The sequence below is a fragment of the Pseudomonas sp. DF11 genome, assembly GCF_058148565.1.
Genome location: NZ_JBYVYN010000001.1, coordinates 1,118,967 through 1,141,795, shown reverse-complemented (window position 1 = coordinate 1,141,795; position 22,829 = coordinate 1,118,967). Strand labels below are relative to the sequence as shown.

Below are 22,829 nucleotides of genomic sequence, written 5' to 3'. Positions count from 1 at the left end.
TGGTGGCGGGGGCGTGCTTTATTCCTGGAGGAACTTCAACAGATCCTGGTTGAGACGGTCCTTGTGCGTCTCGGTCAAGCCATGCGGTGCGCCAGGGTAGACGATCAGTCGAGCGCCCTTGATCAGCGCCGCCGAGGCCCGACCCGAAGCATCGATGGGCACGATCTGGTCGTCATCGCCATGGATCACCAGCGTCGGCACGTCGAACTTCTTCAAATCACCGCGAAAGTCGGTAGCCGAGAACGCTGCGATCGAGTCGTAGGTATTCTTGCTGCCACCTTGCATGCCCTGCACCCAGAACGACTGGATCAGCCCTTGGGATGGCTTGGCACCCTTGCGGTTGTAGCCGTAGAACGGGCCCGAGGCGATGTCCAGGTACAACTGCGAACGGTTCTCCAGGGACGCCTTGCGCAGGCCATCGAACACCTCGATAGGCAAGCCACCGGGGTTGCTTTGCGTCTTGAGCATCAACGGCGGGACAGAGGAGACCAGGACGGCTTTCTTCACTCGGGCGGTACCGTGCCGGCCGATGTAACGCGCCACTTCACCGCCTCCCGTGGAGAAGCCCACCAGCGTGACATCCTTCAGGTCCAGGGCTTCAATCACCGCTGCCAGGTCGTCGGCGTAGTGGTCCATGTCGTTGCCTTCCCAAGGCTGGCTGGAGCGCCCGTGACCGCGACGGTCATGGGCCACCACGCGATAACCCTTCGAGGCGAGGAACATCATCTGGCCTTCCCAGCTATCGGAGTCCAGCGGCCAGCCGTGGCTGAAAGTCACGACCTGACCATCGCGCGGGCCCCAGTCCTTGTAGTACAGCTGGACGCCATCCTTGGTGGTGATATAGCTGGCGGACTGGACCACGCTGCCGACAGCAGATGCGCTGGCAGGGGCCTGGACAGGCGACGCGGCCTCGGCGCTGAGGGTGGCCAATGCCAGGGACGCGACAGCGAGGGTGCGGTTGAATGTGTTCATCGTTTCTCTCTCCATAAGGTCGGTTTGATCTGCGGCGATCGTCGTCGATCGCGTTGGTGGGCAGATTAGAGAGAGCGGCCGATGACGAGAACGGCGCGGGTATCGATAGCAACTATTGGAAAATTCGAATAGCTGCGTTTCGCTTCGGTTGCGGTGAACCAGCCATCAACCAAAAGAAGGCATCGGCCCCAGCGAGTGCAAGATCCACATGACCGCCGCCACCGCTGCCAGCACGGCGACCACCACACTGATTAGCACCCATTTCAGGATTTTCCGCCCTTTCGACGGCTGGGACCTTGGCGTGTGTGCCTCTACCGTGTAGTGAATTTCCCCGGCGCATCGCGGGCAGGCAGCGGTGTCATAAGGGAGGAGGGACCCGCATTGTTCACAGTTGGTCATGTCGTCACTTCGAGGCTCAAAGGAGGGGTGGCCCTTCATGGGCTTGTAAAAGCGGACCGAAAGTGTGTGGTGTCGGTCGCTTAATATTTGTAGACAATGCCCAGCCTGCCCATGATCTCGAGGGCGTTGACCAGGCCCAGACCGTTCATGGGCAGGCAGGCGAAGGCCTGGTATTCGTCGAAGTGCGTGCCAATGGCCAACAACTTCAAGTCATGGGCTTGCAGTTGGGCATTGAAATACTGCAGCAGCGCGCGCTCCCAATCGTTGGCGCGATTGATGGCGTCGATGGTTTTACGCTCAGGCGCAGGGATTTCAATGGCCAGTTGCCGCAACGGGGCGAGGGCATTGACCGCATCGACCCCGCAGGACGACCACTCCTTCCATTCGAACTCAGCCAATTGATTGGCCTCGGCGAGCGCTGCCGCGACTTGCGTCCAAGCCCAATCCCACTGCCCTGTAGAGGCCGGAATGGCCTCAATGAGTGCCTGCGCGCGGTCCTCGTCGAACAGGCAATCGAACAGATCGGCCAAGGTGTCGGCCAAATCGGGCTGCGGCCCTTGTCCCTGGGTGTCGAGGTCGCGGCTCAAGCGCTGCCACAGATTGCCCAGCTCGTCCCAGTCTTCGTCGTCCATGTCGTCATCGATCACCTGTGCCTTATGGCCGCGCAGGTAGTCATCCAGCCGCGTCTTGCGCACACGTACGCTGCCCTCGACGAGGTCGACGTCATAGCTGCGGTAATCCAGATAGTTGGTCTGGAAAACGATGCGGTCAGCAAACACCTCATGGGCAAGGCTTTCCTCTGCATCAAAATAGGATGCGCCTTCGAAGTCGCCATGGGCGGTGATGATGCGTTGAAGCGACAGTGGGTCGATTGGATTCATAGGGGCTGGTCACAGGGAGGAAGGAAAGCACCGCGCACGCTGGCCGATAACCGGTTCGCGCAGATCGTACACCAACGCTTGGAGGCCGCTAAGGGGCGGAATGTGGACTGCGTCAACTGTCGGGTGTGTGTTTGGGTCTATGCTTACCTTGTCCTTTGAATCAGGCCTACCTATGTACGAATACCGAACAATCCGCAGGGAGCACAAGTGAGACATTCGATACCGGCTGCAGCGTTGCTCTGTCTATTGCTCGGCACGGTTGATGCCAGGGCCGAGGAGTATCAGGTCGTCACCGAAGAGTGGGCACCTTACAACTACCAGGAAAATAATCGGCTCACCGGCATGACCACCGAGATCGTCCGGGCCATCATGACGTTGACCGGAAGTGATTACGAGGTGCTGCTGCAGCCCAGCATGCGGGCCACCCAGATACTGAAGAATCGGCCCAAGACCATTATGTACTCCCTGTTCCGAACGCCGGAGCGCGAGCCGCTGTACAAATGGGTCGGACCGATCGTGGAAGAGTCCATCCACCCTTATCAACTGGCCAATACGCCCCCGGTGAACTCCCTGGAACAACTGCTGCACGCCCCGCAGATCACCACCCGCCATGCCGGCCTGGTGCCGCAGATGCTGCAGTCGCTGGGCTTCAACAACCTGGACAAAAGCGCAACCGAGAGCAAGCTGCTCTACCGCATGCTGCTTGCCGGACGCACCGACATCATCGTCGGCGACACCGATGCGGGGGTGGCCTACTACAGCCGTCAATTGAACATCGCGCCGGGCACCTTGCGGCGGATCCCCATCGAGTTGTACCGCTCATCGCTGTACATCGCCTTCAGTCCTGACAGTGAAGATGAAGTGGTGGCGGCATGGTCCCGTGCGTTGGAGCAGTTGCGCCGTTCCGGGGAACTGGAGCGGATTCAGCGGCGGTATGAGGAGGCGGCTGGGCGGTGAGGAGAGACAGGAGGCTTGCTCCCGTAAGTCGTACCGGGCTTTTTACCGCTCTTGATAGTACTCCGCAGTTACGCCCCCTTTTGTCTGTTTTTTTCTAGAAGCTGTACTTGGCGGTCAGCATCATATTGCGTGGGTTGCCGTAGGAGTCACCGCCATAGCTCACGGAGTTGGCGATGGTCGAGTAGTAACGGCGGTCGAAGATGTTGTTGGCATTGACCTGCAAGTCCAGGTTCTCGTTGACCCGGTAGCCGGCCATCAGGTCCGTGATGGCGTAGCTGCCCTGTTCGAGACGGTATTTACCGCCATCAGCCAACGAGATGTCGTTGTACATGCGGCTCTGCCAGGAGACGTTGCCGCCCACGCGCAGTTTTTCCAGCGGGCCCTGAAAGTGGTAACTGGTGGTCAACTTGAACAGATGCTCAGGCGTGTCGGTGTCGAACTGCTTGTTCACGTTCTGAGGGTTGGCGGCATCCTTGATGGTGTGTGTGCGCGCGTAGGTATAGCCACCGCCGACTTGCCAGTTTTCGGTCAACGCGCCTTGCAGTTCGAAGTCGATACCCTGGCTGCGAATCTCGCCGGAGGCTTCATAACAGGTTGCCTGTGGGCAGTTTGCCGTAAACAGTTGCACGGCGCGGTTTTCCTGGTCGACGCGAAACAGCGCCAGGCTCGCATTCAGCGCGCCGTCGAAATATTCGCCCTTGATGCCGATCTCGTAGTTCTTGCCAATGATCGGCGTGACCGGGTTGCCGGAGGTATTCTTTTCCCGCTGTGGCGTGAAGATGTCGCTGTAGCTGACGTAGACCGAGTGATGGTCGTCCAGGTCATAGATCAAGCCGGCGTAACGGGTGACGTTACGGGTGACCTTGTAGTCGCCTTCGCCATCGCGGTTATCGTAGTCGTACCAGTCCAGGCGTCCGCCGAGGATCAATTTCAATGGGTCGGCCAGGCTCAGGCGTGTGGTGACATAGACGCCGTCCTGAGTGGTCACCTCACGCTGGTTATCTGTGTGAACGAAGTCCGGTTTACCCGCATTGATCGGCCAATTGGTGTCGTACGGGCTGTAGTTGTGGGTGGTCATGTCGTAGATGCGCTTGCTGGCGCCCACCACCAGTTCATGGGTACGCCCGAACGCCTCGAAGGGCCCACTGGCAAAGGCGTCTACGCCGGCCTGGTTTTCATCGAAGTCGGCCTGGTAAACCGTGCGGGCCAGTGTGTTGTTGACCCAGCGCGATTGATAGGAACCGGAGAACAACGCGTTCTGTTCGGAGTAGTTGGCGTTGACCTGAAGGTTCCAGTCGTTGGCCAGGCGATGACGGACTTCGGCGAACAGCGTGTTGATCTCCTGATCCTTGTTCTCCCAATCCGTACCCGGGTTGTAGGAGCGCGGCAAGTCAAGATGATGGCCGTCCTGACCGATCATCGAAGAGCCCCAGAAGTAATTGGTCTTGTCCTTCTGATGAGAAAAACCCAGGGTCAGGGTGGTGTCTTCGCTCAGATCCGCTTCGGTGACCGCATAGAACAGCCCGTGATCCTCCTCGACGTTGTCGATGAAGCTGTTGGCATCGCGATAAGAAGTCACGACCCGGCCGCGCAGCGTGTCGCTGTCGTTGAGTGGGCTGGAGGCATCGACCTCACCGCGATAATCGTCCCAACTGCCGGCGGCACCGGTCAGGGTGACTTTCTGCTCGGCCAATGGCCGCTTGCGTATCAGGTTGATGGCAGCCGATGGGTTGCCTGCCCCCGTCACCAGGCCGGTGGCACCGCGCACCACCTCGACTCGATCAAACATCGCCAAGTTAGGCTGGGAACCGACGTTAACGCCGTCGTAGCCGCTCGGGATGCCGTCATACATCAAGTTGTCGATTTCAAAACCGCGCGCCTTGTAAGTCTGCCGGCCAGGACCGCTGGAAAAGTCCAGGAACAAGCCGGGCGTCGCCTTGACCACGTCGTTGATGCTGGTCATCGTCTGGTCGTCCATGCGCTGACGCGTAATCACGGTGACGGCCTGCGGAGTTTCACGCATCGTCAGCGGGAGTTTGGTCGCGGTCGACATCGCGCCGGTGGTGTAGGACTCGGTGCCTTCCGTGGTACTTCCCAGTTGGCCACTACCGGTGACCTCGGTCGCGCCTAGCTCCAGGACGGGGGGCGGGGCGCCGCTGCTGTCATCGGCAAAGGCTGGAGCCAGGCTGGCCATGCAAATAGCCATGGCCAAAAGATCGCGGGCAGGGTTGAAGTGACGCGGTGGGGTGGCACAAATCGACATGAACCGATCCTGATATGCTAATGATTGTGAGAATGATTAGCATTAAGTATCACAGGATTTGTCTGGGCAATAAAGCATGTTGCGGCTGGACTACGTTTTGGGGGAGGAGGATTGCGTGACGGTATGAGCGGGTCGTCTGGGCAGTGAAGTCACAGAATTGCGAAAGCCGACGGGGTAGCTTTTCACGCTCTGCACAAACCTGGAATCGAGCAAAGGCGGATTGCTGGAATCGGCTGAAATTGCCCCATAGTTGTCAAGCCTACAGATTCGCGCATGACTTGAGGTGCGCATCATGTCCTGCCAGTCGCCGCAGTTCGCTCACATCGGCGAACCATTCGTGGGATTGAAGGCGATGGAATGCATCATATGTCCCGTATCCCCAGGCGACCGCACCAAAGGCGATACCGGCGGTCGCCGCTGCTTCACCATCCGTAGGTTGGTCGCCGATGTAGATAACTTCTTCTGGCGCCACGCCGAACTTGCGCATGACACGGCGCAGGCGAGACGCCTTGCCGAAAATAGATACTCCGCACTCGAAGGCCTGGATATGTCGACAGCTGGAGCCCAGGATTTGCGTGATGTTTTCTTTGGAATTAGAAGATACCACCGCCAGAATCAGCCCTCTCTCGTCAAGATGGGCGAGGGTATTGGCAATGTTTTCAAACAGTGGGATCGAGCTTCTATGTTTCTTCATCAAGCTCATGAAGGTCCGCGCCACCAGAGGCAGTTTCCAGCGGGGCATGCCGATATGAGCCATGATCTCCCGAGCCCCTTGCTTGCGCAGACAGTCCAATTCGTGCGAGTGAATTCGACTGAATGCGTGTCGGTCAGCGACCTGGTTGAACACTGAAACAAAGAACGGAAAGGAGTCAGCGAGCGTGCCGTCAAAGTCGAAAATGGCAAGCCGGTATGACATGCGAAGGCTCCTTGCTGTAGTGATGGCAGCCGAGTCCAGGCGGCTACTTGTGCTGGGCGAACAATCCACCCGATCGGACTCAAATCGGCCGTCAATCTTAGGTGATTTGATCAGGCACATCCAAGGGTGACTGCTGAGCATGCGCGGAGCTTGATGCTAAAAAGTTAACGCGCCTACATTCTCTCGCCTCTGGTTTTTCCAAGAATTCTGGTCGCATCTCATGCTGGAGGTAAGCCAAACACTCGCGGGTAATCACGACTGAATTGCATAGCGCTTTCATAACCGACCCCGAGCGCCGCATGATTGGAGTAGGAATGAGCATTGTCGTTATTACCGGCTGCCCTGAAAGAAGGTAGCTGGATCAGGCCCAAACCATTGAGGTCTCCGGCGGATAATTCTTTTGGGGCTGCGGCGAGCCCCCTCCATGTAGCAACCAGCTTAACGCTGATAAGCCAAAAGCCGGCGCTCAGCCAATCGGAATACACCCACCAACGCGCACGCCAGCAGCATGTAGAGCAGGGCGGCGATGCCATAGGCCTGGAGGGTCTTGAAGGTGGCAGCGTTAACATCTGCCGCGATTTTAAGGATGTCAGGAACGGTCGCGGTAAAGGCGATGGCCGTGGCGTGCAGGACGAAGATCACTTCGTTGCTGTAGGCCGGAAGTGCCCGGCGCAGCATGCTCGGTATCAACACCAGAACGAACAATTGGCTGCGGGTCATGCCCAGGGCCAGCGCCGCCTCGATCTCACCGCGTGGGGTGGTGCGCAGTACGCCGGCGAGAATCTCGATGGTGTAGGCGCAGGTGTTCAAGGCCAGCGCCAGGATCACGCAATGCATGCCATCACGAAAGAACCACCACAAGCTTGGCGACTCCCTGATCAGGCTCAGGCTTGCCAGGCCGCTGTAGATGATCAGCAGTTGCACGAACAGCGGCGTGCCGCGAAACACCAGGGTGTAAAGCTGTACAGGCAGCGCCAGCCAACGATTGCCGTAGGTGCGAACCAGCGCCAGGGGTATCGCCGCGGCCAGACCGATAACGGCGGACGTCACTAACAGCCACAAAGTGACGGACAAACCACTCCAGCGGTAACCGTCGGACCAGAGGAAGTTCGGCCCGAACTCTTTGAGTATCTCGATCATGACACGCTCCGCCGCGGTTCGATGCTGTAGCGCCGTTCAAGGTGCTTGAGGGCCAGGTTGGAGAGGATCGCAAAGGCCAGGAAGATCGTCGCAATCACCAGATAGAAGAACATCTGCCTTGAGGTCGCGTTGCCCGCTTGTTTGGCGACCTGAACCATGTCATTGAGACCCAGCAGCGATATCAGTCCGGCACTTTTCAAGAGCACTTGCCAGATGTTGCCGATGCCAGGCAATGCGAACCGCATCATCTGTGGCAGGCGGATACGTCGCAGTACCTGCCAATGGCTCATGCCATAAGCCCGGGCCGCTTCCAGTTGGCCGAACGGAATCGCCTGGAAGGCGCCACGAAAGGTTTCGGCGCAATAGGCACCGTAAATGAAGCCTAAGGTGCCGATCGCAGTACCGTAAGGGTTCAACTGCCACGATTCGCGGCCGAGCGCGTCTGCCACCTCGTTGAGTCCGATCTGCACGCTGTAATAGATCAGCAGCATCAGGACCAGGTCCGGCACGCTACGCACCAGCGTGGTGTAGACCATCGCGACCAGCCGTAGCGGCGCCACTGGCGAGAGTTTCGCCAAGGCCCCGAGCAGGCCCAGCACGATGGCGACGCAGGCGGCCCACGTGGCCACCTGGACGGTCAGCCACGCCCCCTGGAAAATGAGATAGCCGTACCCTTCGAGAAACATGCTTTCGGGCTCCGCGCGGGTGGTTTATTTCGGCGAAATGTCGAAGTCGAAGTACTTTCTGGCGATGCGCTCATAGGTGCCGTTGCGGTGCAGCCGTTCGAGCGCCTGATTGATTTCTCCGGCCAGCACGGTATCGCTTTTACGCAATCCGATGCCGGTGCCCGGACCGAAGATCTCCGGTGACTTGACCACCTCGCCGGCATAGCCGAAGCCCTTGCCCATCGGCTTTTTCAGTAGGCCTTCGGAGACAGCGATGGCGTCGTCGAACGCCGCGTCCAGCCGACCATTGATCAAATCCGAATAGGTCAGGTCACTGCTTTGATAAGGCACCACTTCCACGCCCTTAAGGCCCCACATCCGCTTGGCATAGGCTTCGAACACACTGCCTTGTTGTACGCCGATGCGCTTGCCGCGCAAGGATTCGGCCGTGGGTTGCAACGGGCTGCCTTGCGGGGCCACCAGGCGTGCCGGGGTGTCGTACAGGGTGTTGGAGAAGGCGATTTCGGCTTTGCGGGCTTCAGTGATCGAGAGGGCGGAGAGTATCCCGTCGAATTTCCTGCCCTTGAGGGCCGAGATCATGCCATCGAAGGCGTTTTCGACCCAGACGCAACGGCGTTGCAACTCGCTGCACAGGCTTTCGCCCAACTCGATATCGAAACCTGTCAGCGAGCCGTCCGGTCGCTTGGACTCAAATGGCGGATAGGTGGGGTCGACCCCGAAACGCAGCTCTTCGCTGGCGCCCCAGGTCATCAGCGGGCTGGCCACAAGCATCAAACCGATCAGACATTTTTTCATCGACAGGGTATCCACGATAGGTTGGTAGAACCGTCCCGGAAAAGGGGCCCGGGGTAGCACGCATCAGCCTTGATTGTTCAAGGCGTGTTTCAGGTGTTCGACGCGTTGGATGTCTATGGTTCGTCCATGGCCAAAGCCACCGTCCCAGCCGCACACCTGGCCGGCATGATCGACGCCTCGTGCAAGGCACTCGGCGAGGCTGTGCCGGGCTTGCCATGCCAGCAGGAACGCGGCGATAAAGCCGTCGCCGGCGCCCATGCTGTCGACGAACGCACAGGGCCGCGCAGCCTGCTCATACACACCCTGTGCATCGACTGCGAGGGCGCCTTGGGCGCCACGGGTGATGACCACCGTTGCCGGGCCCATCATCCGCATCGAATCCGCCAGGTCACGCGCTTCGCTTGACGACAGGTCGGCGGCCGAAAAAAAAGCGATGTCGACTTGTTGAATCAGCGCCTGCCAATCGAACTCGACCCAGTTGTCCGAGAAGTCGAATGACAGGCAGCCACTGGCCTGGCGAATCTGCGCCAGTTGGCTTTCAAGACCGCTGTAGAGGCTGCTGTGTGCCAGCGGGAATTGCGCGAGATAGGCCAGGTCGTCAGCATCGAGTCGCAGTTGTCGGCATACGCCCGGATCGCTGCCAAGAAACACCCGTTCGCCCGCGATACTGTCGACACACGCCCAGCCATTGGCCCCCATCAGCGTTCTGCAGCGCGATGCATCGACGCCTTCCTGTTGCAGGCAATCGAGCAGGTACTGGCCGTGCCGGTCATCACCTACGCAGCCCAGGTAGGCACTGCGAGCACCCAGCCGGGCGGCAAATACCGAGACGTTGAGTGCGTTGCCACCGGGGTATTCGATGTTCCGGTCCAGGTACACATCCAGGGTGTTGTCGCCGACCGCGATCAGGCTGGCCATGCTCAGTACTCCGTTTTCCACATGTAGCGGCGCGTAGTCAGCGGCTGCTGGTGCCAGACGGCGAGATGCGCGGCAATGCGCTCCACGGCGATGCCGACGATATAGGGCGCGACAATGGCGCGGATCTCTGGATCGATGCCTTCCATCGGGAAGTCCTTGGCGTCATAGACCATGACCCGTCCGGTGTACCGCTGGCAGAAGCGCACGACGCGCTCCATTTGGGCGCGACTGGGGTCTTCGCCTAACAGCAGGAGCAGGGGAGTGGTCGCGTCGATGGCTTCGAACGGGCCATGGAAAAACTCAGCCGCCTCCACTGGCAGGCAATGCAGCCACTGGCTTTCCATCACCACGCAGACGCCGAATACGTAGGCGGTGGTGAACATCGGACCCGAGGCGAGGAAGTACATCACGCGATCATCTTTATACAAGCTTGCCTCTTCGATGGCGCGCCGGTCGTTATTGATCGCCGCATCGGCGAGTGCCTGTGGCAGTGCCTTGAGCGAGCGAGTGAGCTTGTCCAGCAACGGCCAGCCTTCGCGCTTGGCCAGGATCCCGCCGACCAATGCCTGGAGGATCATGAAGCAGCCGAAGTACGCCTCATCGGTACGTCCCAGCAGGAAGCAATGTTGAACAGCCTGGGCCAGCGGCAGCTCGGCGGTTTGTGTCACGCCTACGGTGAGGCAGGGTTTGTCTCGCAGGAAATGGGCGGCGGCGATGGTCTCCTGGGTGGTCCCGGACTTGGAGGCGAGGACCACCAAGGTGCGTTCATCCAGGCGCGGCGGGTCGATATCCATGAACTCGGCCGGGAAGTAACGGCGCACTTCCAGTGTATGGCTGTAGCGCTCAAGCCAGTATTGCAAGCCGAGCATGATGCGGTTGGGAGCACCGCAGCTGACGAAGTAGATGCGGTCGATCCGCGTGGCCAGTTCTTGGCCAAACTGCTGGGCGTCGTCGACGATTTGCACGGATTGCTGCAAGGAAGTGATGAATCCTTCCCGATTGAACTGGATCGCCATGTGAGCTCCTGGGGGCTTTGTTGCGGTGGCTCATGTGACTGTTCATGATCACCGTTTAGACCAAAAGCTATACCATGAAAAATACCAATACAAGGCTTTTTCTCCATGGTCTAATGGGCTGCCTGAGCGGTTTTCAAGGTATGCACCGGGCCGTTTTTTTGTTCTCATGATCAAGCTGGCGGGTTTGCGACGGTTTTCCGGTGGTCATTGTTGCAATGCCGCGGCAGAAAAAATAATCCAGGATGTAGACCATGAAAGTTCTTCCTTCCAAGTCCTCCGATGTGGCCCTCCTGGCGCCTGAACGCAAGCAGGTCGCCTGGCAGGCCGTCCAGGCGCTGCTGGAAATGCTGGAGCGTCCGGAGTTCGGACCGACTGAGCGAATTCCGGCGGAACGGGACCTGGCCGAGCACTTGGGCATCAGCCGGATGACACTGCGAAAGGCTCTGCAAACGTTGATCGACCGTGGAGTCCTGGAGCGCCGGGGCAATCGCGGCACCTTTGTGACCGCGCCAGGCGTCGAGCGGCCCCTCAATACCGTGGCCCGCAAAGGTATCGCCGAAGTGGTGGAGCAAGCTGGGGCCAGGCCTGGCAGTAAATTGCTCTACTTCGAACAAACCCAGGCCAGTGCCCGCGTGGCGAAACTGCTGAAGATCCAGGAAGGCGACACGTTGCTGACCATCAGGCGCCTGCGCACTGTGGATCAAAAGCCATTCTGCATCGAGACCAGCTACATCCCGGCCGCCCGTGCACCGGAACTGGTGGCGGGAGACCTGGTCGAGGGGGCCTCGTTGTATGCGTTGTTGTTATCGCGCTACCAGATAGAAATGGAGAGCGACGAGGGCACGTTGAGCATCGCTACGATGAACGACCAGGAGGCGCGCTTGCTCGAGGTCGAGCCCGGGACGGCGGCGCTGGTCTACCGGGGTGTGATCTTTGATCGTCAAGGGCAGCCGGTGGAATACCTGGTCTCGATCAACCACCCCCAACGTGTGGTATTCAAGCTGGCGGACAGTCGGGTCAATAGTTTCCATACGGATCTTTAGTCCAGGACCGGATGCTCGATCTGTTCGCTTATTTGTGTAGCGAATCGCCGCTGACCCCTGATCAGGCTCGCGGCGAAATGTTTAGTCTTGGCGCTACTTGTAATGTTGTTCGAACACCGCCAACTGCTCAGGCTTGATCAACTGAAAGGGCACCCAGACGTCCGTTTCCACCGGTTCTCCCTTGATCATCTTGAGCGCTGCTTGTACCGCGCTGTTCGCCTGGGCCTTGGGATCCTGGAATACCGAGGCGACCAGCATCCCGCGCTTGATTGCCGCCAGGCCGTCAGGCAAGCCGTCGATGCCGACGATCGCAATCTCGCCCTTGGCTTTGCCGGCCTGCTGCAAGGCCATGGCCGCACCGATGGCCATCTCGTCGTTGTTGGCGACGATGGCATCGAAACGGCTGCCCGCCAATAGCCAGTTACTGGTCAGGTCCATCCCTTTGTTGCGCTGCCACTCGGCACTCTGCTGCTCGACAATCTTGATCCCGGGATAATCCTTGAGCACCTGTTTGACGCCTTCGGTGCGGTCGTGGGTGGCGTTTTGCGCCAGGTCGCCCATGATGATCGCCAGGTTGCCCTTGCCTCCGAGTTTTTCGGCCAGGTAGCGCATTTGCAGCTGTCCGGCCTCAATGTCATTGGACGCCACCGTGACGACGCCTTTGGGCAGGGTGCGCTCGTCCGGGTGACGGTTGACGTAGACCAGCGGCGTCTTCGCTTCGACCGCCGCGCGGGTGATGTTGGCCGTGGCGGAGGTGTCCACCGGCAGGACAATGACCGCATCCACTTTCTGGTTGATAAAGCCCTGGACCTGGTTGAGTTGGCGCACCACATCGCCCTGGGCGTCCTCGAACTGGATCTGCACGTTTTCCTTTTTCGCGGCCGCGTCCAGGCCGTTACGCACGTAGGTCATGAAGTTGTCGTCGACCCTGGCGATGCTGACGCCGATGCGATAGTCGGCGACGGCCCACTGGCTCAAGAGCAACAGCAGGGTGGCGAAAAGCAGTTTGCAACGACGCATGATGGTTTTCCTTTTGTTGTTATGAGTTGAAACGTCATCAATGGGTAAAAATGTGCATCGCGTTCCGAGTGATATCCGTGCAACGCGCTGACGTCATCCATCAAGCGTGAAGGCCTGCTTGAAACGCTCGAGGGCGACTTCGCCGTCACCGCTGGCCCAGCCTTCGAGGCCGACGACACCGCTGTATCCTATGCCGAACAAAGCCCTGGCAATGGCGCGATAGTGGATTTCACCGGTGCCAGGTTCCATGCGGCCAGGCACGTCGGCGACCTGGATTTCGCCGATGGCGCTGGCGGCGCGCTGGATCAGTTCGATCAGGTTTCCTTCGCCGATCTGTGCGTGATAGAGGTCCAGGTTCATCTTCAGGTGCGGGCTGCCCACGGCCTCGATCAGCGCCAGGGTATCTTCAGCGCGGGCGAACGGCGTACCGGGGTGATCGACTTCGGTGTTGAGGTTTTCCAGCAGGAATACCCGACCCGCGTCTTCGCCCAGGCGAGCGATTTTTTCCAGCGTCTTGCAGGCACTCAGCCACATGCGGCCGGTAGTCTGGGCAACGGGCTTGACCGGCAAGCCCTGATCCCCCAGGCCTGTGCCATGCAGGTTCAAGCTTGGGCAACCCAATCGAGCGGCGACGGCCAAGGATTCCTGGGCGCTGCCGAGCAGTTGCTGGATACCCTCGGGATCGGTCAGGTTGCCCGAGATATAGCCGGTCATGGAGGTGAAATCCGCGCCAGTCGCTACGAGGGCCTGGATGTCTTTGGTCGTCCAGTTCCATATCTCGACGCTGAAGCCCAGCGCGTGGATGCGTTTGACCCGCTCGGCAAAGGGCAGGTCGAGAAAGACCATCTCGGCGCTGACCGCCAGTTTGAACGGTATGAAACTCATGAACGGGCTCCTTGCACGCGCACCGGTGTGCCCTGTTGGAAGGACTCGATGCAAGCGCGGGCGATGGCCAGTGCCGCTCGGGCATCTTCGCCGCTGGCCAGGGGTTTTTCGCCGCTGCGCACGCAACTGACAAAATGGTTGAGCTCGGCCACATAAGCATCACGCAGCAAGTCGGTGTCCATGCGCTGGGTGTCGGCCTGGACCCCATTGGCCAGGTAGCGCAGCAGGTCCGAGTCGTTGACGTTGCCCATGGTCAGCATGCCCGCGCTGCCGAACACTTCGCCCCGGACATCGTAGCCATAGACTGCCTGGAAATTGGCCTCGGCCGTGGCGATGGCGCCATTGTCGAAACGGATCGTGACCACCGCCGTGTCGAGAAAACCTTTGTCCTTGTAGGCCGGTGCGATCAGCGCATCGGCCATCACAAAAACTTCAATCGCCTCGGCGCCGGGGTTCAGGTAGCGCAGGGTATCGAAGTCATGGATCAGGGTTTCCAGGAAGATCACCCATTGTGGTGAGGCGGCCGGGTTGTTCAGCGCCGGGTCGCGGGTCAATGAGCGCAGCAGTTGTGGCGTACCGATCCGGCCGGCAACCACGTCCAGATGAGCTGTGCGGAAGCTTTTGGCAAAGCGGCGGTTGAAGCCGACCTGGAGGGTCACCCGTGCATCGGCAGCCGCGGCGATGGCGCGGTCAGCTTCGTCCAGGGTGATCGCCATCGGTTTTTCACAGAACACGCCTTTGCCGGCCCGGGCCGCACTGATCACCAGCTCGGCATGGCTGCGTGCCGGGGCGGCAATCAGCACAGCGTCGATATCCGGATCATCGAGCAATTGCTGTGGATCGGTATAGACCTTCTGCACGTCCAGTTCTGCCGCGAGGCGCGCGGCTTGGCCGGGGGTAGGGTCGGCGATGGCGGCGAGGCATGCGCCAGGGATGTGCCGGGCAGCGCTCAGGCCGTGAAAACTGCCCATGCGGCCGGCGCCGATGAGGCCAAGGCGGATGATCTTGGATGTGCTCATGAACATGACTCCCTTTATTGTTTTTACGACTCGGCGATAAGAACGTCCTCGTCTGGATAGGTGGGGAGCAAGCGCTGTGCCAAAAATTAACCTATTGATATTTAAAGTGTTTTATTCTGAATGGTTCGAATGTGTGTTCATTTTGATTACATGTCTATACTGGCATGTCAAAAATATAAACACGTGGTCGGATAATAATGAATGAGCAACCGGCGGCATTGAGCGAAGAAGACCGCGATTACCTCACCACGCTCGGCCCTGCGTCGTTGAACGAAGGGCCAAGCACCGTGCTGGATGAGGCCTGGCGAGCGTGCTTGCAGGGAGCTATCGATCGCCCTGTCGGAGTCAGGCGGGTGATTTGGCAGTCCTGGTTGCGCAGCGTCCATGCCGGCCTCGATCCGGAAGATGGCGAGTACCGTTTTGTCGCGCCCGCCGACCTGACCGCGACACTGGCCGCCAACCGGGTGCTGATCGCCGCTGCGGCGCAGGTCATGCGCGGTTTGCTCGCCTATAACCCCCGGGGCCATATCAACCTGACCGATGCCGAAGGCACGACTTTGCATTTCTGTGGCCTGGACCTCACCCCCATAGGCAGTCGACTGCTGGAGTCGGTCCAAGGCACCAATTGCACCGGGCTGGCGATCGTCGAAGACCGTTTGGTCTATGTGCTGGCCGAGGAGAACTTCGGGCTTGGCCTGCGCCAGCGCCGCATGCATTGCGCCGCCGCGCCAATCCGGGATGCCCACGGCCGGACGCTGGGTATGTTGACCCTGACGGCGGAGCCAGGCTGGTTTCATTTCCATACGCTGGGCACTGTCCAGGCCGCGGCCGAGGCGGTCTCGAGGCAGATGGCGCTGCAAGCCTTGCTGCAAGAGCAGCAAACAGTCCTCGAGGTGCTCAACGAGGGCTTGGTGGTATTGGATGAACAGGGCTGCATCAAGGCGCTCAACCATTACGCCCGACAATTGTTCCGCGTGGGCCATGACCTGCTCGGCAAGCCGTTCAAGAGCCTGGGGCAGAGCGAATTGACCGAGGCCGTCCTGCTTGCCAGCGGGGAGGGCGTGCGGGACCTGGATTGCACCTTTGAACTGCACGACCGCAGCCATCTGGCGTGCCTGGTGTCGGTCTGCCCGCTGGAGCAGGGCGGGCGGATTGTTTCGCTGCGCGAGAACCGCCGCATCCGGGAAATCACCCGGCGGATCATTGGCACCCAGGCCAGCTACACCTTTGAAACCATCCAGGGCCGCTCACAGGCGATTGAGGATGCAATGCATCTGGCCCGGATTGCCAGTCGCAGTGATTCGACCACGCTGATCCTCGGCGAGAGCGGCACGGGCAAGGAACTGTTCGCCCAGGCGATCCATAATGCCAGCGACCGTTGTGGTGGTCCTTTTGTGGCAGTCAACTGCGGAGCCATTCCCCGTGACCTGGTGCAGAGCGAACTGTTCGGTCATGTCGAAGGCGCTTTCACCGGATCGGCTCGCGGTGGCTCGGCAGGCAAGTTCGAATTGGCCGATGGCGGGACGATCTTCCTCGACGAAATCGGTGACATGTCCTTTGATGCACAGGTCAGCTTGCTGCGCGTCCTGCAGGAGGGTGAGGTGACGCGAGTAGGGGCGAAAAAATCGCTGCGGGTCAACGTTCGTATCATCGCCGCCACTCACCGCAATCTGAGTCAGGCGGTGGCCGAGGGGGCCTTTCGTGAGGATCTTTACTACCGGCTCAACGTGCTGAACCTGACGGTGCCGCCCCTGCGGATGCGTCGCGAGGACGTGCCGTTGCTGGCGCGGCATTTTCTCGCACGTTGTGCCCGGTCGCTCCGCAAGACCATGCACGACCTTTCCCCGGCGGCGTTGGATATCCTTAGCGCTTATCACTGGCCGGGTAACGTTCGCGAGCTGGAAAACGTCATTGAGCGGGCGACCAATCTGGCGATGAGCGAACTGATCCAACCGAACGATCTTGCGCTGGAAATCAGGCAGCGAGGGCGACCCTCGACGTGGGGAAGTACCCCTGAGCCTCGGATGGCCCCCGACCTTGGCACCCATGAAATGAATGCAATCATCGCCGCCCTCACCGAAACCCGCGGAAACATCCGTCTGGCAGCTCAGCGGTTGAATGTGTCGCGTGGCGGGCTGTACAACAAAATGAGTCGGTTTGGACTCAAGGTCGATGCGTTCCGTGTCTAGCAGGAGGCCTCACGGCCTCCAGATTTCGACATCCTGGGCATTTACCGCGTTGGGTAGCAAACCTGCGGCAAAAAAGGCGTTGGCAATTTTCTGCTGTTCACTCAACTGATCGGCTGTCACCGGCTGTACCTGATAACTGCGATGGGTGTTGGCGGCCTCGACTGTCTCCACGTCGAGGTTGCCCCACAACGGCCCCAGGACCTGGGCCGCGTCTCGAGGATGGTTCTTGACCCAGGTCCCGGCTTCCTGCAGTTGCTCGTAAACGAGTTTGAGCACGTCAGGATGTGCTTTTGCGTAAGCAGTGCCGGTCAGGTAGTAGCGCTTGTAGCTGGCCAGGCCGCTGCCGTCGGCCAGGGTCCGCGTCGGCAGTTGACGCTGCACGCCGCTGAGAAAGGGTTCCCAGGTGACCCAGGCGTCAACCTTCTGATTTTCGAACGTCGCCCGGCCATCGGCGGGGGACAGGTACGCCGGTTGTATGTCGGAGAACTTCAGGCCGGCCTTGTCCAGTGCCGCGATCAGCAAATAATGGGCGCCGGCCGCCTTGGTGACGGCGACTTTCTTGCCTTTCAAGTCCGCCAACTGCCGCAACGGCGAATCCTGGCGCACGACGATGGCTTGGGCTGAAGGTGAGGGGGCTTCTTGGGCAAAGTAAGTCAGCCTGGCCTGGGCGGCCTGGGCAAAAATCGGCACGGTATCGGCCACATCGGCGCTGACATCGACATTGCCGACATTCAACGCCTCCAGCAGTGGCAGGCCACTGGGGAACTCGTGCCAGCTCACGTCGATATTCGCCTCGGCGAGGGCTTTGTCCAGCTTGCCTTGGGTTTTCAGCAGCGTGATCAGGGTCGATGATTTCTGATAGCCGATACGCAGGGTTTCTCGTGCCTGGGCCGGCAGGGCGAGAGTCGACAAGACCAGCACCGCGACCAGGCTGGCCAGGGCGGGGCGGCGCAATAGCGCCCCGGAATGCTTGATGAGTTTTGACATGGCATGCTCGATATTGGCTAAGGAATGGGTAACCGCTTGATGAAGCTTATTGTTCTAAAAACCAATTTATAAATACTTTTTGAGTATTAGCTTAGGCGGCTTTGCCGGTATCAAAACGCGTATTGCAGACGGGTGTAGTAGTAACCGCCGGTGAAGCCGAAGGGCGAATAGCTGCCCCAGTTATCGCCGAACGAAGAGTTGCTGACACCGATATGGTCGGGGTATTTGTCGAACAGGTTCTGCGCGCCGACGGCCACGGTCAGTTGTTTGTCGATTGCATAAGCCACGTCGAGGTCGGTGATCCATTTGGCCGAATACTCGCGATCCAGGCTCGGATCGCTCGAGCTGTTGACCTCGGTGTAGGTGCCATAACGGGTCAGGCGCAGGTTGACGTCGAAGTCGTCGATCGCCCAGTCGGCAGAGAAAATCATCTTGCTGCTGGGGGAAGTCTTGGTAATCAGTGCTCGGGACTGGCGGCCGAGCAACTGGAAGTCGCCCAGGGCGCTCAACTGCGAAGGGGTGTCGTTGACGCTGAGGATTTTCGTGTGGTTGTAGTTCAGGGCCGCGGTCCACCTCACTGAGCCGTAACGGTCCAGGTTCTGCCGATAATTACCCACCACATCGACCCCGGACGTCCGGGTGTTGGCGCCGTTGGTGAAGTACTGCGCACCGGCGGTGGCTGGCACGCCAATGCTGTCGAGCAGGGCGGCGACGCCCGGTCCCTGAAAACGCTCGCTGAGCACCAGACGGTCGCGCAGGTTGATGACGTAGCCGTCCACGGTCAGGCTCAGGTCTTCGCTGGGTGTCAGGGCGAAACCAAGGCTGAAGTTGGTCGAGCGTTCGGGTTTCAACGACTCAGCTCCGAGCGCCTGGGCGCCGGCCGAATCCACCGGCAGAATCACGTAGTTGTACGACTGATAGACACCGTTGATGGTGTCGAAACCGGTCGAGCGCGCGGTGAAGATCTGATTGGCCAGTGACGGTGCGCGAAAACCGTTACTGATGGTGCCGCGTACCGAGAACATCGGGTTGAATTCGTAGCGGGTGCTGAGCTTGCCACTGCGGGTGCCGCCAACGCCTTCGTTGTAGTGCTCGTAGCGTGCGGCAACGCCGAGGTACCACTGCTCGACGGGGTAAAAGCCCAGGTCGATGTAGCTGGCAACGCTGTTGCGGCTGACTTTCTGCGCGTCTTCGGGGGTAATGCCGTTGGTGACCTGGGCTCCGGGATCGGGGCGTTCGCCGGCCCGTGGATGGCCGACCGGGAACACATAGCCGCCATCGATGTAGGAGGCCTCGGAGCCGGCGCGGGTTTCGTAGCTTTCACGTCGGTGCTCGAAACCGAAGGCCACGTCCAGGGGTTTAGCCAGGCCGATTTCGTAGCTGTTTTTCAGGTCGAGGTTGCTGGTCAACTGATCGGCGATGTAGATGCCGGAGGTGAACTTGTTCGGCGTGTTTTCCCCCAGCGACGGGTTCTGGTTGTTGTAGGTGCGTTGCTTGGCGTAGTTGCGCCCGTACGTGCTGCTCAGGTCCCACGCCCAGCCGCCGAAGTCCTCGCCCTTGGCGCCGAATGCCGATTGGAAGTCGGTTTCGTTGACCAGCCAATAGGGGCTGTAGCCGTCGGGGTAGCCGTTGGGTCCGGTGGTAATGGTGTTACGGCCATTGGGCAGGCGGAAATTCTGCCCGTCGTTGTTCTCCCGGGTGGCCAATGTGGAGAACGAGTAGAGCGTGACGGTGTCGTTCAGCGGCAGATCGAGGTTGTAGCCGACATCGGCCAGTTGGCTGCGCGGCAGCCCGTAGCCTTTGTACGTGTGATGGCTGGCATCGGCCTCACGCGGGTCGGGCGAGCCGTCGGCCTGCGGGTAGTAATGGGAGGTGTAGCCGTTGCTGCCGGCCTTGTTGTCACGCTCTTGATAGCGGGTGTCGAACGAGACATTGAGCACCCCGGCTTCACCGATCTGGAAACCATAATTGAGCGCCTCCTGGGCAGTCCCGCGTTTACCGTCGTAGCCCTGGCCGAGGGTGGTGTCGGAGCTGCCTCCCGTGGTCTGCTTGAGGATGATATTGATCACCCCGGAAATGGCATCAGAGCCGTACTGTGCCGCCGCGCCGTCGCGCAACACCTCGATGTGATCGATGGACGCCACCGGGATCAGGTCGAGGTCGCTGGGGGCTGCGCCGCTATTGATGCCGTTGATGTTCAACGTGGCGCTGGTGTGCCGGCGCTTGCCGTTGACCAGCACCAGCACATGAGACGCGGTCAGCCCGCGCAGGGTGGCCGAGCGCACCACGCCGCTGGCATCCCAGCCGGCGCGGTCGGGCAGGTTGAAGGACGGGATGAACTTGCTCAGCGCCTCCAGCAGGCTCGGTTTGCCCACGGCGCGCAATTGTTCACCCGTCACCACATCGATGGGCGTCGGGCTGGTGGTTACCGTGCGCTCGGTGGCGCCACGGTTACCAGTGACCACCACGGTGTCGAGAGTTGGCGAGCCGTTTTCGGCGGCCTCAAGGTTGAATGAAGCGAGGCCGCAGGCAATCGACAGCGGCAGCAGTAACGGACGATAGGGCGTGGCCCGGCGCGTTTGGCAGTTGAACATAAGCGTGAAGCTCCTGAATGTCGGCTGAGGTCCGTGTCACTTCTTGCGAGCGGCGACGGCTTCGATTTCCACCAGGCCGCCGGGTAGCGGCAAGGCGACCACCTGGACGGCGGTGCGCGCGGGTTTGTTCGGCTGTTCGACGCTGCCGAAGAACGGCGTATAGCCTTCCTGTAGCCCGGCGAAATCGAGCTTGCCGCCCTTGGCTGGATCGCCCACCAGGAACACCCGCAGTTGCACCACATCCCCCAGGTCCAGGCCCTGGCTTTGCAGTACGCCCTTGAGTTTGTTGAGGATCGAGGTGGTCTGGGTCGCGGTATCGCCGTAGGCGGCAAAAGAGTCTTTCGGCGCTTGCGGGTCGTGCAGGTCAGCGAGCAGGCCGCTGACGAACAGCAAGTCAGTTTGTGCGGGCACCGATACTGCCAGGGAGATTGGAAAATTGGAGTTAGGCAGGGCGATACGCTTGATCTCGTCGGCGTGGCTGGTGAAGGCGGTGGCATTCATGAGAAGTCCTGTGAGCAAGGTCATGGTTTTCATCGGTCAGTCCTTTATCGAAATGAATCAGGCGGCAACGCCCGGTTGCTGGCGCTCGGCATGGCGGCCGATCAGAGAGACGATGCGCCGCGCTGAATCAGCGGCGGTGTTCTGCCAGATACCGACACCGCCATGGGCGAGGGCGTCGCTGGCCAGGTAGGTGCGGCCTTGGGGTTGGTTGAGGATCTGGTAGGCCTGCTCGCCGACTTCGTCGTTGACGATCCACGGGCCTTTGCTGAACGGCACCTTGGACCAGTTGATGGCCACCGGTTTCTGCAGCTTGGCGCTGTGGCCGGGATGCAGCAGTTCGACGGCTTGCCGGGAAGAGGCGAACTGTTCGGCGAGGGGCTTCCTGGCGAAGGACTGGGCGGCTTCGCTGGTGTTGTAGGCCGCGACCAGGATGCCCTGGTCACTGTTCAGGCGATCGCTGGGATACCACAGCCCCTTGACCTCATGATCCAGGTAAGACAGCCCGCCGAAGATGTTGAAGTCGGTCTCCCAGAATCGCGGCGACTGCCAGGCCACTTTGTTCGCCTGGTCGCTTTGCGCGCTGAGGATCGCTTGCTTGAAGGGCGTGCTGAAGTTGCTCGGTAGCCTGGCCAGCAGCGGCAGGGGCACGGTGACGATGGCGTAGTCGGCGCTCAGGGTCTGAGTCTTGCCGGTCTGGCGATCCCGATAGGTGATGCGGCTGCCAAGCTCTGCGGTCTGGATGTCACTGACTTCGGCATGGAACCGAATCGCGTCCTTGAGCTTCTCGTAAAACGCGAAAGGGATCCGATCCATACCGCCGACCGGCTGGAACATGGTCGAGGAAAACTCGGGGATTTCATCGAACACCAATGCCCCCCAGAGCTTGGGATTGAGCAGTGTCTGCAACTCCAGCGGTGTGCGGGTAAGGCCGGTTTGATCGCCTGCACCGGGGATGCGGGTATAGCCCGAGCGCACCGACCCCTTGTATTTGAAGTCGGTGTTGAGGTCGCCATAGACCTTCAGGAAGTTCAGCAGCGCCTGACGGTCGTCGGCACTCAGGTCCTGGTCCAGGGCCTTGCGGCTGACGGTGCGCGCCAGCAGTTCGGACAATTGTCCTCGAGTGTCGTTGACTGCCTGGCGCAGCTGGAACGCCGGCTGTCGGGCGTCCGGCAAGGCCAGCGCATTACGGCTGCTGTTGACCAGCACTTGCAGTTCGACGCCCAGTTCGCGGCAGTAGCCGAGGATCGTCTGGTGATGGCTGGGGATGCGCGCCGGGCCGGCGTTGAAAAACTGCCCGTCATCGAACTCCACGGTCTGGCTGATGCCGTCGTCGAAATCGACCTTGGTGCCACGCCGCAAGGTCCAGTTGCGTCCGCCAACCCGTTCACGGGCTTCGAGAATCGTCACGGTGAAGCCGGCCTTGCGCAGTTCGTAGGCGCTGACCAGGCCGGAAATGCCGGCGCCGACCACCACCACGTGTTTGCCCTTGCCACTGTTGCCCAGCTGTAGCGGGGTGAAACTCGCCGCCACGGCCTGAGGTTTCAGGCCTAGCGCACCGAGGGCGCCGAGGGCGGCGGAATAACCACCGACGGCGGCAATGCGGGAAATCATTTGCCTGCGAGTGAAAGCCATGAAGTGCTCCTTGGCA

Annotated in this window: 19 protein-coding genes; 3 read left to right on the top strand and 16 right to left on the bottom strand. The window is 60.2% G+C overall.

The genetic code is table 11. The annotated features are described in order from the left end of the window. Positions 1 to 18: 18 nt before the first annotated feature. Complete coding sequence (locus AC30D9_RS04730) at positions 19 to 972, bottom strand: alpha/beta fold hydrolase (protein WP_307571821.1); 954 nt, start codon at positions 970 to 972, stop codon at positions 19 to 21. Positions 973 to 1,451: 479 nt separating this feature from the next. Further along, positions 1,452 to 2,252: a DUF6630 family protein gene (locus AC30D9_RS04725; protein WP_490143552.1), complete on the bottom strand. Its 801-nt coding sequence runs from the start codon at positions 2,250 to 2,252 to the stop codon at positions 1,452 to 1,454. Between the two features lie 207 nt (positions 2,253 to 2,459). Here AC30D9_RS04725 and AC30D9_RS04720 point away from each other — a divergent pair, with 207 nt between their 5' ends. Beyond that, positions 2,460 to 3,209, top strand: a complete 750-nt coding sequence (locus tag AC30D9_RS04720; protein WP_134924904.1) for a substrate-binding periplasmic protein — start codon at positions 2,460 to 2,462, stop codon at positions 3,207 to 3,209. A 94-nt stretch (positions 3,210 to 3,303) separates the two neighbouring features. Here AC30D9_RS04720 and AC30D9_RS04715 read toward each other — a convergent pair whose 3' ends face one another. The 7 genes from AC30D9_RS04715 to AC30D9_RS04685 form a co-directional block, all read right to left on the bottom strand. Further along, the gene (locus AC30D9_RS04715; protein ID WP_490143551.1) at positions 3,304 to 5,472 is read right to left on the bottom strand and encodes a TonB-dependent siderophore receptor; all 2,169 of its coding nucleotides are present in this window, start codon (positions 5,470 to 5,472) and stop codon (positions 3,304 to 3,306) included. A gap of 259 nt (positions 5,473 to 5,731) precedes the next feature. Next, complete coding sequence (locus AC30D9_RS04710; protein WP_490143550.1) at positions 5,732 to 6,388, bottom strand: HAD hydrolase-like protein; 657 nt, start codon at positions 6,386 to 6,388, stop codon at positions 5,732 to 5,734. A gap of 438 nt (positions 6,389 to 6,826) precedes the next feature. Next, complete coding sequence (gene hisM / locus AC30D9_RS04705; RefSeq protein ID WP_307571826.1) at positions 6,827 to 7,528, bottom strand: histidine ABC transporter permease HisM; 702 nt, start codon at positions 7,526 to 7,528, stop codon at positions 6,827 to 6,829. Continuing rightward, positions 7,525 to 8,214: an ABC transporter permease gene (locus tag AC30D9_RS04700; RefSeq protein ID WP_490143549.1), complete on the bottom strand. Its 690-nt coding sequence runs from the start codon at positions 8,212 to 8,214 to the stop codon at positions 7,525 to 7,527. Before AC30D9_RS04700 ends, hisM begins: the two co-directional genes overlap by 4 nt. A gap of 24 nt (positions 8,215 to 8,238) precedes the next feature. Then, positions 8,239 to 9,009, bottom strand: a complete 771-nt coding sequence (locus tag AC30D9_RS04695) for an ABC transporter substrate-binding protein (protein ID WP_307571828.1) — start codon at positions 9,007 to 9,009, stop codon at positions 8,239 to 8,241. 63 nt (positions 9,010 to 9,072) lie between these two features. Further along, on the bottom strand, positions 9,073 to 9,927 hold the full coding sequence (locus tag AC30D9_RS04690) for a PfkB family carbohydrate kinase (protein WP_490143548.1): 855 nt from the start codon (positions 9,925 to 9,927) through the stop codon (positions 9,073 to 9,075). Between the two features lie 2 nt (positions 9,928 to 9,929). Then, a complete protein-coding gene (locus AC30D9_RS04685; protein ID WP_109753364.1) occupies positions 9,930 to 10,943 on the bottom strand; it encodes an SIS domain-containing protein in 1,014 nt (337 codons plus the stop codon). Between the two features lie 251 nt (positions 10,944 to 11,194). Between AC30D9_RS04685 and AC30D9_RS04680 the strand changes: the two genes are divergently transcribed. Beyond that, positions 11,195 to 11,986: a GntR family transcriptional regulator gene (locus tag AC30D9_RS04680; protein ID WP_109753363.1), complete on the top strand. Its 792-nt coding sequence runs from the start codon at positions 11,195 to 11,197 to the stop codon at positions 11,984 to 11,986. A 93-nt stretch (positions 11,987 to 12,079) separates the two neighbouring features. On the opposite strand, the gene AC30D9_RS04675 is transcribed toward AC30D9_RS04680, so the two are convergent. The 3 genes from AC30D9_RS04675 to AC30D9_RS04665 form a co-directional block, all read right to left on the bottom strand. Beyond that, positions 12,080 to 13,006, bottom strand: a complete 927-nt coding sequence (locus AC30D9_RS04675) for a sugar ABC transporter substrate-binding protein (RefSeq protein ID WP_109753362.1) — start codon at positions 13,004 to 13,006, stop codon at positions 12,080 to 12,082. 93 nt (positions 13,007 to 13,099) lie between these two features. Beyond that, a complete protein-coding gene (locus AC30D9_RS04670; RefSeq protein ID WP_109753361.1) occupies positions 13,100 to 13,891 on the bottom strand; it encodes a TIM barrel protein in 792 nt (263 codons plus the stop codon). Next, positions 13,888 to 14,910: a Gfo/Idh/MocA family oxidoreductase gene (locus tag AC30D9_RS04665; RefSeq protein WP_109753396.1), complete on the bottom strand. Its 1,023-nt coding sequence runs from the start codon at positions 14,908 to 14,910 to the stop codon at positions 13,888 to 13,890. The genes AC30D9_RS04670 and AC30D9_RS04665 overlap by 4 nt, the downstream gene beginning before the upstream one ends. A gap of 197 nt (positions 14,911 to 15,107) precedes the next feature. Between AC30D9_RS04665 and AC30D9_RS04660 the strand changes: the two genes are divergently transcribed. Further along, positions 15,108 to 17,099, top strand: a complete 1,992-nt coding sequence (locus tag AC30D9_RS04660; RefSeq protein ID WP_232199751.1) for a sigma-54 interaction domain-containing protein — start codon at positions 15,108 to 15,110, stop codon at positions 17,097 to 17,099. Between the two features lie 9 nt (positions 17,100 to 17,108). Here AC30D9_RS04660 and AC30D9_RS04655 read toward each other — a convergent pair whose 3' ends face one another. The 4 genes from AC30D9_RS04655 to AC30D9_RS04640 all read right to left on the bottom strand — a co-directional run bounded on the left by AC30D9_RS04655 (position 17,109) and on the right by AC30D9_RS04640 (position 22,813). Further along, the gene (locus tag AC30D9_RS04655) at positions 17,109 to 18,086 is read right to left on the bottom strand and encodes an aliphatic sulfonate ABC transporter substrate-binding protein (protein WP_490143547.1); all 978 of its coding nucleotides are present in this window, start codon (positions 18,084 to 18,086) and stop codon (positions 17,109 to 17,111) included. A gap of 110 nt (positions 18,087 to 18,196) precedes the next feature. Next, positions 18,197 to 20,680: a TonB-dependent receptor plug domain-containing protein gene (locus AC30D9_RS04650; RefSeq protein WP_490143546.1), complete on the bottom strand. Its 2,484-nt coding sequence runs from the start codon at positions 20,678 to 20,680 to the stop codon at positions 18,197 to 18,199. 36 nt (positions 20,681 to 20,716) lie between these two features. After that, a complete protein-coding gene (locus AC30D9_RS04645) occupies positions 20,717 to 21,214 on the bottom strand; it encodes a RidA family protein (protein ID WP_490143545.1) in 498 nt (165 codons plus the stop codon). 24 nt (positions 21,215 to 21,238) lie between these two features. After that, entirely contained in the window at positions 21,239 to 22,813 is a 1,575-nt protein-coding gene (locus AC30D9_RS04640; protein ID WP_490143544.1) for a flavin monoamine oxidase family protein, read from the bottom strand. Positions 22,814 to 22,829 lie beyond the last annotated feature (16 nt).